Genomic DNA, 15,954 nt, shown 5'->3' on the forward strand with positions numbered 1-15,954 from the left:
CCACGGCCTCCGGCGCGCGAGGAGCCGGCGGCACACTCGGCCGACCGGCGCGACGCCGGCCCGGATGATGGGGCCATGCGCAGGCGGGTGTTGTCGGTGGTGGCGGTGGTCGCCATCATCGTGACCGTGGTGTTCGGTGGCGCGTTCGCGTTCCAGCGCAAGCTCGTCTACCTGCCGACCGGTGGCCCGTTGCCCGGTGCGGGTGAGGTGCTGGACGGCGGGCGGGACGTCACGCTGACCACCGGTGACGGGGTGAGGTTGGCGGCTTGGCACTTCCCGGTGGAGGCGGCGCGGGCGACGGTGTTGGTCGCGCCCGGCAACGCCGGCAACCGGCGCCTGCGCGTGCCACTCGCCCGGGCGCTGACCGCGCGCGGGCTGTCGGTGCTGTTGCTGGACTACCGGGGTTACGGCGGCAATCCCGGCGACCCGACGGAGGCCGGGTTGGCGCTGGACGTGCGCGCGGCCCGCGAGCACCTGGTCCGGGAGGCAGGCGTGCCACCCGACCGGTTGATCTACTTCGGCGAGAGCCTCGGGTCGGCGGTGGTGGCGGAGCTGGCGGTCGAGCACCCGCCGGCCGCGTTGGTGCTGCGGTCGCCGTTCACGGACCTGGCGTCGGTCGGCGCGCGCCACTACCCGTTCCTGCCGGTCCGGTGGCTGCTGCTGGACGAGTTCCCCACCGAACGGCTCGTGGCGCGGGTGGACGCGCCGGTCACCGTCGTCTACGGCACGGCGGACTCGATCGTCCCGCCCGAGCAGAGCCGAGCGGTGGCGACGGCGGCGGCGCGTGGGCGGTCCGTCGAGGTCACGGGGGCCGACCACAACGACCGCGTGCTGCTGGACGGCGCGCGGTTGATCGAGGCGATAGCCGAGGCGGCGTGAGCTACCAGGCGTCCTCCGGCCCGTCGTCGGGCAGCGGCACGACGCGGTTCTGGTCGGCGACGTCGGCCGGGTCCGCCTCGGGCACCTCCGGCGGCTCGGGGGCGTTCCCCTGGCCGACGGCGGCCTCCTCGTCGACGATCCCGGCGTCGGGCTCGGGCTCGACGGTCCGCAGCTGATCGGGCACGTCGTTCCACGGCTTCTCGGTCACGGTGATCCTCCACAACGGCGCGGGCAGGACGGCGCCCGCTGCGACAAGCGTCGCAGCGGGCGGGCGGGTACGACGTCCAGCAGGGGATTCACACACCATCGGGGGACTCAAACCCGTGGCCCACCCGATCGCGTCACGAGACGCGGGGTGGGCGCTCGCGCCCGGGAACAGGTGGACGCGCCACCTCGACGAAGGGGCAAGGCCTCCGCTGCTCCGGATCACCTGCTCGAATCGGACACACCGTCCGAACGGCCACCGTGTGAGCACTGCCGGTCGGGGCCTGCTGACGGTTCCCCACGCGGGGGCGGCGCTCGGCGGGGCGGCCGAAGTCGTCGCCGTGCGCGCCGAGCCGCGGGGCAGGCTCGGCGCGTGCGGCGGCTCCGGGTCAGGTGGTCCAGTCGGCTGGCAGGCCGGAGACCGCGACCTTCTCGCCGGTCGCGCTGATGTGCGCGGTCCCGTCGCCCAGCCTGAGGTCGGTCAGGGTCAGCTCGCCCCAGCGCGGGGGCAGGTGAGGACGGGTGGTGAGCGTGCGGTTGGGGACGTGGGGCTCGAGGCCCAGGCAGGAGCGGACCAGCAGCAGCGGTGACGCGCTGGCCCACGCCTGCGGCGAGCACGACGTCGGGTAGGGCACGGGTGGGCTGAAGTCGTCGCGGGAGAAGCCGCAGTACAGCTCGGGCAGGCGTCCGCCGAACGCGGCGGCGGCGTCGAGCAGGCCGTCCGCCAGGCGGTGGGCGAGGTCGACCGCGCCGGGCAGGTGGGAGTAGCGCAGCAGCCCGGCCACCGCGATGGCCGTGTCGTGCGGCCACACGGAACCGTTGTGGTAGCTCATCGGGTTGTAGGCGCCCATCGACGACGCGAGCGTGCGCAGGCCGTAGCCGGTGTCCATGTCGGGCTCGGCCAGCCGCCGGATCACCGCGGCCGCGTGCTCGTCGGTCGCGATGCCCGACCACAGGCAGTGGGCGGTGTTGCTGGTCAGCGCGTCGACCGGCTGCTTGCGGCCGTCGAGCGCGACGGCGTACCAGCCCCGGTCCGGCAACCAGAACGCCTCGGCGAACCGGTGGCGCAGCTCGTCGGCCCGGTGGCGCAGGCGGGCGGCGGTGACGTCGTCGCCGAACCCCTCGGCCAGCTCGGCCCGCGCCCGCAACGCCGCGTAGGTGTACCCCTGGACCTCGCACAGCGCGATCGCCGGGATGGCCGGTCGGCCGGGGGCGTCGTTGACGCCGTCGAAGCTGTCCTTCCAGCCCTGGTTGGCCAGGCCCCGGTCGGTGGCCCGGCGGTACTCCACGAACCCGTCGCCGTCGCGGTCGCCGTACCGGTCGACCCACGCGAGCGCGGCGTCCGCGGCGGGCAGCAGGGAGCGCACCACGTCGGGGTCCGCGCCCCACCGCCAGACCTCGGCCAGCAGCATCACGAACAGCGGCGTGGCGTCGACCGTGCCGTAGTAGTGGTTGCCGCCCAGCACCGCCGTGCTGTCCGGGCCCAGGCGCAGTTCGTGCAGGATGCGGCCGGGCTCCTCCTCGGTCAGCGGGTCGACCACCTTGCCCTGGGTCTCGGCGAGGGTCTGCAACGTGCCCACCGCCAAGCCGACGTCCAGCGGCAGCGCCATCCACGCGGTCAGCAGGCTGTCGCGGCCGAACAGGGTCATGAACCAGGGCGCGCCGGCGGCGACGAACGGCCGGCCGTCGCGCGTCGGGTCGTGGATCTGGAGCGCGCCCAGGTCGCTCTCGGTGCGGCGCAACACCCCCGTCAACACCGGGTCGCTCGCGGTGACGAGGGTGCTGGCCGCGCGCCACGCCCGGATCTTGCGGGCGGGCGCGCTGGCCTCGACCCGCTCGCCGCGGTGGAACCGGGGCGGCACCGGCCGGCCGGACACGGTCGGCTGCACGGCCACCTCGGTGGACCACCGGCCGCCCGCGGGCACGACCACGTGCCAGCTCACCGTGCCCGGCGCCACCACGGGCTCGGCGGTGGCGGTGACCAGCACCCCGCGCGAGCCGTCCTTCCGGTCGCGCAGCACGAGTTCCGACCCGGCGGCGGTGGCGTCGGCGCCGCCGTGCACGGCCCGGCCCTCCTTGACCGCGAACAGGTCGGCGAAGTCGGCGTCCACGTGCAGCTCCAGCCGCACGGCGGTGGCCTCGCGACCCAGGTTGTCGACGGTGATCGTCTCGCGCATCCCGTCGCCGACCAGCCGTTCGCGCACCAGCAACAGGGTGCTGTCGGCGAGGCCCGCGGCGGGTGGGCGGCGCAGCGCGAACCGCGCGGCGAACGCCTCCGGGTGCGAGACCGACAGCGGGTGCGGCGTGCGGCCGTCCAGCCGGAGCTGCCACCGCGACACCACGCGCGCGTCGCGGAAGAACAGGCCGTGCGGCGTGCCGGGCTCGATGTCGCCGGTGCCGGTGGAGAGGCAGAAGGTGCTGCCCTCCACCAACGTCGTGGTGCCGCCGACGGCGCCGGTGAACACCGGTTCGCCCGCGTTGAACGGTTCCGGTGGCAGGTCGGCCGTCACGCGCGGTCCCCGGAGGCGTGCAGGGCGGGCCCGCCGTCGGCGTTGCGCTCGTAGACCCGGTCGAGCGCGTTGTCCAGCGCGGCGTAGTCGCGGCGCAGCGCGGTGAGCGAGCCGTCGGTGTCGAGCGCCCCGCGGTAGGCGGCCTCGTAGCCGGCGCCGAGGCCGTCCACGTCGAAGCGCGCGGCGACGTGCGCCCGGCAGGCGGCCGGGTCCAGGTCGCGCACGTCGTGCAGCGCGGCCACCAGTTCCTCGGGATCGTCCCGGACCAACCCGGTCACGCCGTCCACCACCACCTCCGGCACCGCGCCCGCCCGCAACGCCACCACCGGCGTCCCGCAGGCCATCGCCTCGATCATCACCATGCCGAACGGCTCTTCCCAACGGATCGGGAACAGAAGACACCGTGCGGCGGAGAGGAGGTTGCGCTTCTCGGTCGCATCGGCGACGCCGAAGACGTGGTCGCGATCGGTCAGCCGGGGACGGACCTCGGCCTCGAAGTACTCCTTCTCGACCGGCTCGGCGCACTTGCCCGCCAGGACGAGCGGCACGCCGGCGGCGTGGGCGGCCTCCAGCGCCAGGTGCGGCGCCTTGTCGGGGTGGAAGCGCCCGAGGAACAACGCGTAGTCCTCCTTCCGCGAGCGGAACGGCCAGTCGCGCAGGCGCAGCGCGTTGTGCACGGTGGCGACCCTGTTCAGCTCGGGCGCGAGCACGCGCTGCCGGTCGCTGATCGCGACGAGACGGACGTCATCGCCCAGTTCCCGGTAGTAGCGGCGCATGTCGGCGTCGACGGGACCGTGCACGGTGGCCACGGTCGGCAGGCCCGTCGCGGCGAACGCGGGCGCGTTGAGCGGACCGGCGAGGGTGTGGTCGTGCACGACGTCCAGTCCCTCGGCGGCGGCGAGCCGTTCGACCTCGCGGCGGACCGCGGCCGCGTGCACGACTTCGGGGAAGGGCTCGCCGAGGCGCTCGGGGACCGTGCGGTCCCAGACGGGGACGAAGCGGGCCCTGGTGCCGGGTTTCCCCGCCCCGAGCAGGGTCACCGAGTGACCGCGGGCGACGAGGGAGTCGGCGAGATCGGCGACGACGGCCTCCACGCCGCCGTAGGCCTTGGGCGGCACGTCGAAGTACGGTGGGGCGACGAGCGCGACGCGCAACCGGTCGCTGACGGCCCGGTGGGAAAGCGTTGCGGTGGAAGGCAGCTTGCTCAAGTCGACCTCCGATCCAGCGAGCGGACCCTGTTTGGCACTCTTCGACCGAGAGTGCTAACAAGGATCGTGGGCGGTGCGCAACACCCGCCGCCGCGAACATGACGTCGATCACGGGAGGGGTGCTGCGGTGAGCGCGGTGGACGGGGACCTGGTGCCGTTGCGGGCGGACTTCGACGTGGTGTGGCGCGGGTACGACCGCGGCCACGTGCGGCGCTACGTCGAGGGCGTCGAAGCCGAACTCCGCGTGCTCGCGGTCGATCGCGACGCGGCCGAGGCCCGGGCCGACGACCTCGCCAGTCAGCTCGAGACCGCCCGCGCCGAGATCCGCGTGCTGCGGGAGCACATCGACCGGATCTCCCGCACGCCGATCGAACCGGACGCGCTCACCGAGCGGTTGCGGCGGATGGCGGAGCTCGCGCACGAGGAGGCGGCCGAGATCATCACGCGGGCGCGGGTCGTCGCCGAGAACCACTGGGCCACCGCGGAACGGGCCGCGACGCGGGTGCGCGAGCGGTCGGAGCGGCTCGTCGCCGAGCTCGACGCGCAGCGGCGGCAGGCGGAGGCCGAGCACCGGACGTCGATGAGGGAGGCCGGTGAGCGGCTCCTGGCCGCGACGCGGCAGGCCGAGCAGCGCAGGCGTGAGCTCGACGAGCGGGCGGCGGCGGTGCGCGAGGAGGCCCGGGTCGACTTCGAGCTGGCGATGAGCGCGCGGCGGGCCGAGTCGATGGCGGCGATGGCCGCGCAGGAGGCCGCCGCCCGGGCGCGGGCGGATCAGCTGGTCCGCGCGGCCGAGGAGCACGCGCGGCGGATCGTGACCGAGGCGCGGCAGCGGGTGGACGAGCTGCGCGCCCGCCGTGACCGCATCGCCGCCGGGTTGCGCGACGCGCGGGCGCTGCTGGCGGAGGCGAACCCGTTGCTGCACGCGCCGCTGGACGAGATCCCCACCCAGCGGACGGGTTCGGCCGTGGCCGAAAGTACAGCAGAGGCTGTATAGTTCGGCCGGTGCTGACGTGTGAAACGCGCGAGACCGCGCTCGCCCGGCTCGGTCGGGCGCTGGCCGACCCGACCCGGTGCCGGATCCTGGTCGCGTTGCTGGACGGTCCCGGCTACCCGGCGCGGTTGGCCGAGCAGTTGGGCCTGACCAGGTCCAACGCCTCCAACCACCTGTCGTGCCTGCGCGGCTGCGGGCTCGTCGTGGCCACCTACGAGGGCCGCCAGGTGCGCTACGACATCGCCGACCCGCACCTCGCCCGCGCCATCGGCGAGCTGCTCGACGTGGTCCTCGCCGTCGAACCGACGGAGGACTGCGCGGACGACGCGGTGGTAGCGCGGTGACCGCCGAAACGTCACCGACGCCCGCGTCCACGTCCACGTGCGCGGACGGCTGCTGCGCCGTCGAACCCGCACCGGTCCTGGCGCCGGACCGCCGCGCCGCGCTCACCCGTCGGGTCCGCCTGCTGGTGGGCGCCACGATCACCTACAACGTGGTCGAGGCCGTGATCGCGATCAGCGCCGGCACGATCGCCTCGTCCACCGCGCTGATCGGCTTCGGCCTCGACTCCGTGGTGGAGGTCGCCTCCGCCACCGCCGTCGCCTGGCAGTTCTCCGCCAAGGACCACGAGGCCAGGGAACGGGTCGCGCTGCGCGTGATCGCCCTGTCGTTCTTCGCGCTGGCGCTCTACGTGACGGTCGAGTCGGTCCGCGCCCTGCTCGGCGCGCAGGCCGCCGACCACTCCGCGGTCGGCATGGTCCTCGCCGCCGTCTCGCTGGTCGTGATGCCGGTCCTCTCGCGCGCGCAACGCACGGCGGGCCGTGAACTCGGCTCGACCAGCGCCGTCGCCGACTCCAAGCAGACGCTGCTGTGCACGTGGCTGTCCGCCGTCCTGCTGGCGGGACTGGTCCTCAACAGCACCCTCGGCTGGTGGTGGGCGGACCCGCTGGCCGCGCTCGTCATCGCCGCCGTGGCGGTCAAGGAGGGCCGCGAGGCCTGGCGCGGCGACCACTGCTGCTGATTCGACGCGGGAGGTCCCAGCGGTGCGGACCCGCGACTCCCACCGGGCCGGGATTCCCGGTCCGCCAACCAAGTGATCCGGGTATCCGCAGGTCTGCCCGCCCGCGACTTGACCTGCGGGAACTGCTGCCGTCAGCACTCCACCATGTGACACATGTCAGGTTGATGACGTCACTTGGAGCTTGTCTTCCTGATTGACTGCTTCAGGCTCGTAGCTTCATACAACCCACCCACGGCACCCCCTCCGGCACGCGCCCCGCGCCACTGGTCCACATCGGCTCGTTTGCGCAGATCAGGAGTGGGAGCACTCCCAGAGGGCCCACTAGGACTGGATGGGTTGTCCAGTCGCTGGACTTTGTGTCTAGACTGCGGCCATGACGGCCGACGCGATCCTCGAGGTGCTCAAGGCCGTGGTGCCCGGGCTGGCGGCCACGTTCGGGCGGTCGTGCGAGGTGGTGCTGCACGACTACCGGCAGCCCGACCGCTCGGTGGTCGCGGTGGCCGGAGAGGTGACCGGGCGGCGCGTCGGCGGGGCCATGAGCGAGATCGGGCTGGCCGTGCTCGCCGCCGGCGACGAGGCGGTCGACGAGCTGAACTACCTGACCCGCACGCCGGACGGGCGATTGGTCAAGTCGTCCACGATGCCGTTGCGCGACGAGCACGGCACGGTGTTCGGCGCGCTGTGCGTGAACCTGGACGTGACGTCGTTGCGCCAGGTCGGCGACCTGCTCGCGGACCTGGCCGGTGGTGGGGGCGCGCCGACGGCCACCACGTTCACCGACGACGTCGAGGAGGTCGTCGACGCCGTGGTGCGCGCCGAGGAACTGGCCCTGGCGAAACCGGTGGCGGGCCTGGGCAAACCCGAGCGCCTGCGCCTGCTGCGCGCCCTCGACCGGCGCGGCGTGTTCCACCTGCGCGGCGCGGCGCCGAAGGTCGCGGCACGGCTCGGCATCTCGCGCGCTTCCCTCTACGCCGACCTGGCCGCGTGCCGGACCGAACCGACCGATGAGGAGCGATGACCCCCTACCTGCTCGTGGACGAGGCGAAGGTGCGGCGCAACGTCGACCGACTGCGCGCCCACCTCGACGCGCTCGGAACCCCCCTGCGCCCGCACGTGAAGACGGCCAAGTCGGTCGACGTGGCCCGCTTGGTGTTCGACGGCGGCACGGGGCCCATCACGGTCTCGACGCTGCGAGAGGCCGAGGCGTTCGCCGACGCGGGGTTCACCGACATCGTCTACGCGGTCGGGATCGCGCCGGCCAAGCTGGACCGGGCGCTGGCGTTGCGGCGGCGCGGCGTGGACCTGGTGGTGTTGCTGGACAACGTCGCGCAGGCCCGTGCGGTGGCGGAGGCGTCGACCGCTTCCGGGATCGCGATCCCGGCCCTGATCGAGGTCGACTGCGACGGCCACCGGGGCGGCGTGCTGCCCGGCTCCCCCGATGTCGCGGAGATCGCCGCCGCGCTCGACGGCGCGGAACTGCGCGGCGTGCTGACCCACGCCGGCGAGTCGTACTTCTGCTACACCCGCGACGCCCTGGTGAAGGCGGCGGAGGCCGAACGCGCCGCCGCAGTCCGCGTGGCCGAAGACCTTCGCGCGGCGGGGCACGCGTGCCCGGTGGTGAGCATCGGCTCGACGCCGACCGCGCACGCCGTGGCGGACCTGACCGGCGTGACCGAGGTCCGCGCGGGCAACTTCGTGTTCTTCGACCTGGTGATGGCGGGCATCGGCGTGTGCTCGGTGGCCGACCTCGCGCTGTCCGTCGTGGTCACGGTGATCGGCCACCGACCGGGCAAGATCATGACCGACGGCGGCTGGATGGCCACCTCGCGCGACCGCGGCACGTCCCGCCAGCCGGTCGACCAGGGCTACGGCCTCGTCGCGCCGCTGGACGGCCCGCCGTTCGAAGACCTGCTGATGACCGACGCCAGCCAGGAGCACGGCACCCTGGCGATGCGGCCCGGCAGCGACCGGCCGCTGCCCGACCTGCCGGTCGGCACGCGGGTCCGCGTGCTGCCCAACCACGCGTGCGCCACGGCCGCGCAGCACGACACCTACCGGCTCGCCGGCGACGCGGGCACGACGTGGCGGCGGGTGAACGGCTGGTGATCTTCCTGTCGGAGGAGGAAACGCGCGCGCTCGTGACGCGGGAACTGGCCTACGAAGCCGCCCTGTCGGCGTTGCTGGAGGCGGCGGACGGCGGTGTGCAGTTCCCGGCCGTGGTCGGTCACGGGTCGTCGCCCGCGAACCGGTTCACGGTCAAGTCGGCCGCCGCGGCGCGGGCGGCCGGGGTGAAGATCGGCAGCTACTGGCCGGGCAACAGCGAGCGCGGGCTGCCCCGGCACAACTCGGTGATCCTGCTGTTCGACCAGTCCGCGGGCCGGATCGCGGCGGTGATCGAGGCGGGCTTCGCGAACGCCTTCCGCACCGCCGCGGCCGACGCCGTGGCCGCCGACGTGCTGGCCCGGCCGGACGCGCGGTCGTTGGCGGTCTTCGGCACGGGTCCGCAGGCGTGGCACGAGTGCGTGGCGCTGGCCCGGGTGCGCGACCTGTCGGTCGTCCACGTGGTGGCGCGCGACGCCGGACGGGGTGCGCGGTTCGTGGCCGACCTGGCGGCGGAAGGGCTGGCGGCGGTGCTGACCGGGCCCGAGGAGGCGTGCCGGTCGGCGGACGTCATCGTCACGGCGACGACCGCCCAAGCCCCGTTGTTCGAGGCGGCGTGGGTGCGCCCGGGCACCCACGTGGCGAGCATGGGCTCCGACGGCAAGGGCAAGCAGGAGCTGCCGGTGGAGCTGCTCGCGTCCGCCCGGCTGTTCTGCGACTGGCCCGCGCAGTCCGTGGCCATCGGCGAGTTCCAGCACGTGCCCGACGCCCGGCCGACCGCGGTGGGCGACGTGCTCGCGGGCCGGGTGGAGGGCCGGTCGTCGCCCGAGGACGTGACGGTGTTCGACAGCTCGGGCATCGCGTTGCAGGACCTGCACCTCGGTGTGGCCCTCCTGCGCGCCGCCGGGCTCACCCCGCCACCGGCAGGGTGACCGTGCGGTGGCGGGCCGGGTGGGGTGCGGCGCGCCCGTCCGGTCGGCGGTGAAGGCGGTCGACGACAGCCTGCGAGTGTCTACTGTGGACTGACAGCCGCGCGGTGCCGCTACGACCCCGCGCGACGTGGCCGGCAGGTTCCGGCCGCAACGGGGCAGGTCGCGGGAAACCTGCCACGATTGGCGGCATGTCACCATCCACCGTGGACCGGCTGCTGCTCGCCGGTGGGTTGCTCGCCGCGCTGGCCACGGCGGGCTGCGGCCCCGTGTCAGGAACCGCCGTTCCCGCTCCGATGACCGCCACTACGACCACGACGACGACCACCACCACCACTCCCCCGGCGCCGACCGCCGCGGACGGCGCGAACTACGCGGCGTGCGCGGACGGCACGTGCGAGGTGGCGTTGTCCGGCCCGGTGGACATCCCGCTGGGCGGGGCGGCCGGACCGGGCACGTTCGCCGTGCGCGCGGTGCTGGCGGACGGGATCGAGTTCGAGCTGACGTCGGCCATCGGCGGTGGCAGCGGTTCGCTGAAGGGGCACTGCACGGCCACGTTCGTGCCCGGTGGCGGTGGCATGTCGTGCTCGAACAAGCCGTCACCGCCGCCCGAGCCCCGCGCGGGCGTGCTCGCCGTGCAGATGGTCGGCGTCGTGGACGGGACGGCGGTCGTGCGGCTGGTCACCGGGTGACGCGCGGCTCAGCCGAGCTGGTACCCGACCTGCCGCACGGTGTGGATGAGCGGCGGCTGGCGCAGCTTGCGGCGCAGTCCGGCCATCAGCACGTCCAGCACGTTGGTCGCGGGCTGCGCCATCTCGTCCCACGCGTGCCGGATGAGGTCGGCCCGCGACACCGGCCGCCCCGCGTTGGCCAGCAGCAGCTCCAGCACCAGGTACTCGCGCCGGGTCAACGTCAGCAGCACGCCGGCGCGCCGCACCTGGCGCGCGCCGGCGTCCAGCTCCACGTCCGCGTGCCGCAGCACGGCGGGCCGCTCGATCTCGCGGCGGTGGCACAGCAGGCGCACCCGCACCACCAGCTCCTCCATCGCGAACGGCTTCACCAGGTAGTCGTCGCCGACCTCCAGGCCCTCCACCCGGTGACCCACGCCGTCCAGCGCGGTGAGGAACAGCACCGGCACCCGCAGCCCGGACTGCCGCCGTTGCCGGACGTAGGCCAGCGTGTCGACGCGGCCCGACGTGCCGCGGCCGGGCACCATGCGGTCGAACACCGCGCAGTCGTAGGAGTTGACCGCCAGCGCCTCGTCCGCGCTCGCCAGGTCCGCCGCCGTGTCGACCGCGAAACCCGCGCCGCGCAACGACACCGCCACGGCGAACAGCAGGTCCGTCTCGTCCTCGGTCACCAGGATGCGCACCTCACCACCGTAGTCATCCCGCGCGTTGCAGCAGCCAGCCCCGGTCGGCGGCCTTGGCGCCCGCCTGGAACCGGCTGCGCGCGCCGAGGCGGTTCATGATGTCGGCGACCATGCGCCGGACCGTGCGGACCGAGACGTCCAGCCGCGCGGCGGCGGCCTCGTCCGTGCTGCCGGCGAACAGCAGGGTCAGCAGCTCCTGCTCGCGCCGGGACAGCTCGCAGTCGTCGGCCACGTCGTACGCGGCCACCGCCTCCGGCCAGACCCGCTCGAACAGCTCGACCGCCGCGCGCACCACGCTGGGCAGCCGGAACACCGCGACGCCCTGGTCGGCCGGCAGCACGGCGGCGACACCGTCGACGACGACCGCGTCCATCGGCACCTGCGGCAACGTGCGCACGTCGCACGGCGCCAGCGTCAGCGCCGAGGGCCGCAGCGCGTCGGGCAGCAGCACCCGGTAGCGCACGCCGCGCCGCAGGTTGGCCTGGTCGATCCGGCGCAACGACATCCCGCCGGTCGCCATCACGACGACCTCCGCGCGGGCCTTGGCGAGCAGCGCGTCCACGCCGGTCGGCAACACCTTGATCACAGGACACCTCCGATCAGCAGCGAGGCGGCGACGCCCCGGGCGTGCAGTCCATCCAGTCGTTCGAGTCGTACGTGTGCGGAGAGCATTCCGACGGCCGCTTCCACGGCGGCCTCGGCGGCTCCCGCGATGCGCACCACGGCGTCGTCCGCGGTCAGGGCGACGGTCACCGCGACGCCGGGCGCGGCGGTGAGCAGCCAGTCGACGGCGGCGCGGGCGGTCGTGCCGGGCAGCCGGAAGCAGGCCTGCGCGACGGGCCCGCTGTGCCAGTACCGCCAGTCCTCGCGGACTTCCCGGTGCCCGGTCACGTGACCGAGCGCGGCGATGGTGGTGACCAGGTCCTCTTCGGCGAGCAGGTCGGCGGTCACGCCGCGGCGGCGCAGCTCGCGGCGGGTGCGGCGGGTCGAGTTGCCGAGCACGCGGACGACTTCGTCGTCGTGCCAGAGCTCCGGCGTCCGCTTCGCCTGCACGGCGACCCAGGCCCGTGGTCGCCGCACCTGGCCGCGCCCGACGTGCAGGACGACCCGGACGTCCGGCCCGGCCAGCCCGGCGAGCACGCGGGGTGCGGCCAGCCGTGGTCGCAGCACCGCCACCACCCCGCCGGGCCCGTGGACGTGGTCTCCCTCCACCCACGCGCCGGGCGCGACGACCTCCAACAACCCACCGCTGCGCCGCCGCCGGACCCGGAACGCCACGTACCGCGCGGCCCACTCGGACACCCACCGCCGCCGCCACCGGCCCAACGCCAGGACCAGCACGACCGCTGCGGCGATCCACAACGGCACCGCCACGGGCCACGGCGACCCGACCCCGAACAGCACCGCGAGCACGGCGAGCTGGGCGCACACGAACCTGGTCATCGCGACTCCCCCGACACCCGGACCCGGTTCGCACGACCGGGACCGACGCCCGGCCGAACGCCCGGAGCGCGCACCGCACCGCCGGCCCCCGCGCCCGAACCGCTGCCCGGCACCGACAACAGTCCAGCCGTCCACCCCGGACCGACACCGACACCGCCGCCGAACCCGCCACCCGAGCCGCCCATCACGCCGCCACCTCCCGCCGCGCCCGCACCAGCTCCGGCCCCGGCTCGACGCCCAGCTCGGCGGCCAGGAAGTCGCACACCCGCTGGTACTCCGACAGCGCGTTCGCCCGCCGACCGGCCGCGTGCAGCGCCCGCACGAGCCGCGCCCACGTCCCCTCCCGCAACGGGTCCTCCGCGGTCAGCGCCCGCAGCACGGCGATCGCCTCACCGTGCCTGCCCACCGCCGTGTACGCGTCCGCCAGCCGCTCCCGCAGCTCCCACCGCAGCTCGTGCAACCAAGCCGTCGCCGTCAACGCCGTCTCCGCCCGCAACTCGGCGAACGGCGTGCCCCGCCACAACTCCAGCGCCGACGTCAGGCAGCCGACGGCCTCCGCACCGGTCACCCCTCGAGACCGGTCCAGCAGTGAGCGGGCGACGTCGGCGTCCACCTCGCCCGGCGCGACGTGCAGCCGGTAGGACCGCGGCCTGGCGTCGATGCGCCCGGCGGGCACGACCTGCCTGAGCTGCCAGACGTACGTGCGCACGTTCCGCGAGGCCGACGCCGGGACGGCCTGTTCCTGCCATATCTCGTCGATCAGCTCCTCTAGGCTGACCCAGGCGTTAGCGTGCAGGAGCAACGTGGCCAGCAGGGTGGCGGGCTTGCGCGGCCCGGCTTGCGGGCCGAGGACTCGGAAGATCACGCCACGAACGATCCGTCACGACACATGAGGTTCTGATGACATGCGGGTGATGGTGGTGGAGGACGACGAGAACCTCCGGGTCGCCGTGGCGGCCGAGTTGCGCGGCTCCGGGCTGGACGTCGACACCGCGGGCGACATCCCCGCCGCCGACCGCGCGTTCGCCCGCACCGACTACGCGTGCGTGGTGTTCGACCGGATGCTGGGCGACGACGACGCCATCGACTACGTCCAGCGGCAACGCGCAGGCGGCTGGACGACGCCCGTGCTCTTCCTCACCGCGCGGGACGCGGTCGGTGACCGGGTGGCGGGCTTCGCCCACGGCGGCGACGACTACCTGGTCAAGCCGTTCGCCGTCGAGGAGTTGACCGCCCGGGTGCACAAGCTGTGCCGCCGCGCGGGCGTCGGGCGGCCGACCGTGCTGCGCCACGCCGACCTCGAGGTGGACTGCATCCGGCACGAGGTGCGCCGCGCCGGCGTGCTGCTGTCGTTGTCCGGTAGGGAGTTCGCGGTGCTGGAGTACCTCGCCGCGCACGTCGGGCAGGTGGTCACCCGCACCGACCTGATCGAGCACTGCTGGGACGACGAGCCCATGGCCAACGTGGTGGAAGCCGTGATCAAGAGACTGCGCCGCAAGCTGCACGGGCCGGAGCTGATCCACACCGTCCACGGGCACGGCTACCGGTTGGGCGCCGCATGAGCGGCGGCATGAGCGGCTCCGCGGCGCGGTTGCGCACCCTCCGACGGCTGCTCACCGTCCTGTTCACCGCGATGAACACCGCCGGACTGCTGGTGTTCGCCATCCTGGTGATCGAGAACGACGGCGACCAGGGCGTCGACAAGCTGGACGCCGACCTGCACCGCGTCACCGACGTGGTGAGCAGGCTCATCGACTACGACGACTCGCTGATCACCGCGGACCTCGTGGGCGACCCGGTGAACCGCAACTGCCCCCAGTTCGTGATCCTGCCCGGCGGCGCGACCCGCGAGTTCGGCAGCCACCGCAGCGAACGCACCTGCGTGAACGCCGACATGGGCGTGCTCAGCGCCCTGGCGGCCACGGCCGTGAGCCAGGAAGCCCTGGTGACCGGCCCGAGGGACGGCCTGCGGGTCCGCGCCCAGCCCGTGAAGACCGCGGACGGCGAGGTGGTCGGCGCGATCGTCGCCTATACCGACCTCGCCCCCGAACAAGCCCGCCACCTCGGCACGGTGTGGCGCGTGGTGGGCGGCTGCCTGGTCCTGGTGGTCGCGCTGGGCCTCGCCGGGCACGTGCTGTCGGGCCGCGCGATCCGGCCCGCCGCGGCGGCGTTGGAGCAACAAGAGGTGCTGCTCGCCGAAACGGCACACGACCTGCGGACGCCGGTGGCCGCGCTGCGCGCCTTGGCCGAGACCGCGATGCGCAACCCCGACCAGCACGCCGAACTGCTGCCGCGCACGGTCGGGCTGGCCGCGCGGATGGGCGGGATCATCGACGGCCTGCTGGTCCGGGCCCGGCTGGCGGCGGGTGTCGAGCACCTCGCGATCCAGCCGATCTGGCTGGACCAGCTGGTCGCGGTGGTGGTCGAGGAGACGCCCGCGCCGGACGTCGAGGTCACCGTCGCCGCCGCGCCGACCATGGTCAACGCCGACCCGACCCTGCTGCAACGCGCGATCGGCAACCTGCTCGCCAACGCCCTGCGGCACGGTCGCCGCCCCGACGGCGACGCGAAGGTCCACATCACGGTCGCGGGCGGCCGGGTGACGGTGGCCGACAACGGGCCGGGCATCGACCCGGAGGCGGCCGAGCGCGTGTTCGACCGGTTCACCACCTCCGGCGCGTCCGCCGGGCTCGGGCTCGCGATCGTGCGCTGGGTCGCCCTGGCGCACGGCGGCACGCTGCGGGTCTACAACGCCGAGGAGGGCGGGGCGATCTTCGAGCTGTCCCTGCCGGTCAGCGGACCGTGAACGTCTCCCACGGCTTGAGCCGCACCCAGTCGTCGTCCACCAGGTACGCGAGGTAGTACGTGTACCGGCCAGGGGTGTCGAAGGAACGCCGGAACGTGATCTCCTGCGTGGTCGTGCCGATCGCGTGGTCGCGCACCTCGGGGAAGTCGTGCGAGGTGTTGGTCGAGCGCTGCACGACCTGGACGGTGAGCGCGCGCACGGTGATCGGCCGGTCGGCGGCGACCGAGGCGCGCACCACGACCTCGTCGCCCGCCTCGGGCAGCCGGGGCTCCAGGCTGAGCGTGGCGACGACGGTCGGCGTCGGCGGCAGGTCGGCGACGGGCACGTCGCGCTCACCCGTCAGCAGGACCGCGAGGACGAGCACCACCACCAGCGCCGGCACGCCGAGGAGCAGCAGGAACCGGGAACGAGACAAGGGCTGGACCGTTTCTGTATCGGGTGCCATACGCTACGTGATCGCAGACTAGGGGGTCGGTGTTATGGGGATTTCC

Annotated in this window: 18 protein-coding genes; 10 read left to right on the forward strand and 8 right to left on the reverse strand. The window is 74.1% G+C overall.

Annotation, left to right across the window (positions count from 1 at the left end):
* Window positions 1-75 precede the first annotated feature (75 nt).
* Window positions 76-879 (forward strand): alpha/beta hydrolase, encoded by an 804-nt coding sequence (locus tag AB0H12_RS18310; RefSeq protein WP_499624001.1) that lies wholly within the window; start codon window positions 76-78, stop codon window positions 877-879.
* A gap of 1 nt (window position 880) precedes the next feature.
* Here the strand turns inward: AB0H12_RS18310 and AB0H12_RS18315 are convergent, their stop codons facing one another.
* From AB0H12_RS18315 to AB0H12_RS18325, 3 genes are all read right to left on the reverse strand, one after another.
* On the reverse strand, window positions 881-1,087 hold the full coding sequence (locus AB0H12_RS18315; RefSeq protein WP_499624002.1) for a hypothetical protein: 207 nt from the start codon (window positions 1,085-1,087) through the stop codon (window positions 881-883).
* Window positions 1,088-1,472: 385 nt separating this feature from the next.
* Entirely contained in the window at window positions 1,473-3,593 is a 2,121-nt protein-coding gene (locus tag AB0H12_RS18320; RefSeq protein WP_499624003.1) for an amylo-alpha-1,6-glucosidase, read from the reverse strand.
* Window positions 3,590-4,801 (reverse strand): glycosyltransferase family 4 protein, encoded by a 1,212-nt coding sequence (locus AB0H12_RS18325; RefSeq protein ID WP_499624004.1) that lies wholly within the window; start codon window positions 4,799-4,801, stop codon window positions 3,590-3,592. Before AB0H12_RS18325 ends, AB0H12_RS18320 begins: the two co-directional genes overlap by 4 nt.
* Window positions 4,802-4,928: 127 nt before the next feature.
* Here AB0H12_RS18325 and AB0H12_RS18330 point away from each other — a divergent pair, with 127 nt between their 5' ends.
* The 7 genes from AB0H12_RS18330 to AB0H12_RS18360 all read left to right on the forward strand — a co-directional run bounded on the left by AB0H12_RS18330 (window position 4,929) and on the right by AB0H12_RS18360 (window position 10,534).
* A complete protein-coding gene (locus AB0H12_RS18330; RefSeq protein ID WP_499624005.1) occupies window positions 4,929-5,795 on the forward strand; it encodes a hypothetical protein in 867 nt (288 codons plus the stop codon).
* An 8-nt stretch (window positions 5,796-5,803) separates the two neighbouring features.
* A complete protein-coding gene (gene cmtR, locus AB0H12_RS18335) occupies window positions 5,804-6,136 on the forward strand; it encodes a Cd(II)/Pb(II)-sensing metalloregulatory transcriptional regulator CmtR (RefSeq protein WP_499624006.1) in 333 nt (110 codons plus the stop codon).
* Window positions 6,133-6,813 carry a cation efflux transmembrane domain-containing protein gene (locus tag AB0H12_RS18340; protein ID WP_499624007.1) on the forward strand — a complete coding sequence of 227 codons (681 nt, stop codon included), beginning with the start codon at window positions 6,133-6,135 and terminating at the stop codon, window positions 6,811-6,813. The genes cmtR and AB0H12_RS18340 overlap by 4 nt, the downstream gene beginning before the upstream one ends.
* A gap of 373 nt (window positions 6,814-7,186) precedes the next feature.
* Window positions 7,187-7,831 (forward strand): helix-turn-helix transcriptional regulator, encoded by a 645-nt coding sequence (locus AB0H12_RS18345; protein ID WP_499624008.1) that lies wholly within the window; start codon window positions 7,187-7,189, stop codon window positions 7,829-7,831.
* On the forward strand, window positions 7,828-8,919 hold the full coding sequence (locus AB0H12_RS18350) for an alanine racemase (RefSeq protein ID WP_499624009.1): 1,092 nt from the start codon (window positions 7,828-7,830) through the stop codon (window positions 8,917-8,919). Before AB0H12_RS18345 ends, AB0H12_RS18350 begins: the two co-directional genes overlap by 4 nt.
* Window positions 8,916-9,845, forward strand: a complete 930-nt coding sequence (locus tag AB0H12_RS18355) for an ornithine cyclodeaminase family protein (protein WP_499624010.1) — start codon at window positions 8,916-8,918, stop codon at window positions 9,843-9,845. The genes AB0H12_RS18350 and AB0H12_RS18355 overlap by 4 nt, the downstream gene beginning before the upstream one ends.
* 188 nt (window positions 9,846-10,033) lie before the next feature.
* Window positions 10,034-10,534 carry a hypothetical protein gene (locus tag AB0H12_RS18360; RefSeq protein WP_499624011.1) on the forward strand — a complete coding sequence of 167 codons (501 nt, stop codon included), beginning with the start codon at window positions 10,034-10,036 and terminating at the stop codon, window positions 10,532-10,534.
* 8 nt (window positions 10,535-10,542) lie between these two features.
* On the opposite strand, the gene AB0H12_RS18365 is transcribed toward AB0H12_RS18360, so the two are convergent.
* The 4 genes from AB0H12_RS18365 to AB0H12_RS18380 form a co-directional block, all read right to left on the reverse strand.
* Entirely contained in the window at window positions 10,543-11,214 is a 672-nt protein-coding gene (locus AB0H12_RS18365) for a response regulator transcription factor (RefSeq protein ID WP_499624012.1), read from the reverse strand.
* A 13-nt stretch (window positions 11,215-11,227) separates the two neighbouring features.
* Window positions 11,228-11,800: a helix-turn-helix transcriptional regulator gene (locus tag AB0H12_RS18370; protein WP_499624013.1), complete on the reverse strand. Its 573-nt coding sequence runs from the start codon at window positions 11,798-11,800 to the stop codon at window positions 11,228-11,230.
* Window positions 11,797-12,657 (reverse strand): type VII secretion protein EccE, encoded by an 861-nt coding sequence (locus AB0H12_RS18375; protein ID WP_499624014.1) that lies wholly within the window; start codon window positions 12,655-12,657, stop codon window positions 11,797-11,799. The genes AB0H12_RS18370 and AB0H12_RS18375 overlap by 4 nt, the downstream gene beginning before the upstream one ends.
* A gap of 184 nt (window positions 12,658-12,841) precedes the next feature.
* Window positions 12,842-13,522: an AfsR/SARP family transcriptional regulator gene (locus tag AB0H12_RS18380; protein ID WP_499624015.1), complete on the reverse strand. Its 681-nt coding sequence runs from the start codon at window positions 13,520-13,522 to the stop codon at window positions 12,842-12,844.
* A 40-nt stretch (window positions 13,523-13,562) separates the two neighbouring features.
* On the opposite strand from AB0H12_RS18380, the gene AB0H12_RS18385 reads away from it, so the two are divergent.
* Window positions 13,563-14,219, forward strand: a complete 657-nt coding sequence (locus AB0H12_RS18385; protein ID WP_499624016.1) for a response regulator transcription factor — start codon at window positions 13,563-13,565, stop codon at window positions 14,217-14,219.
* An 8-nt stretch (window positions 14,220-14,227) separates the two neighbouring features.
* On the forward strand, window positions 14,228-15,463 hold the full coding sequence (locus tag AB0H12_RS18390; RefSeq protein ID WP_499624017.1) for a sensor histidine kinase: 1,236 nt from the start codon (window positions 14,228-14,230) through the stop codon (window positions 15,461-15,463).
* On the opposite strand, the gene AB0H12_RS18395 is transcribed toward AB0H12_RS18390, so the two are convergent.
* The gene (locus AB0H12_RS18395) at window positions 15,450-15,878 is read right to left on the reverse strand and encodes a hypothetical protein (RefSeq protein WP_499624018.1); all 429 of its coding nucleotides are present in this window, start codon (window positions 15,876-15,878) and stop codon (window positions 15,450-15,452) included. The two genes, AB0H12_RS18390 and AB0H12_RS18395, sit on opposite strands and share 14 nt — an antisense overlap.
* Between the last annotated feature and the right edge of the window lie 76 nt (window positions 15,879-15,954).

This window comes from Actinosynnema sp. NPDC023794 (assembly GCF_040639675.1).
GTDB lineage: Bacteria > Actinomycetota > Actinomycetes > Mycobacteriales > Pseudonocardiaceae > Actinosynnema > Actinosynnema luteola.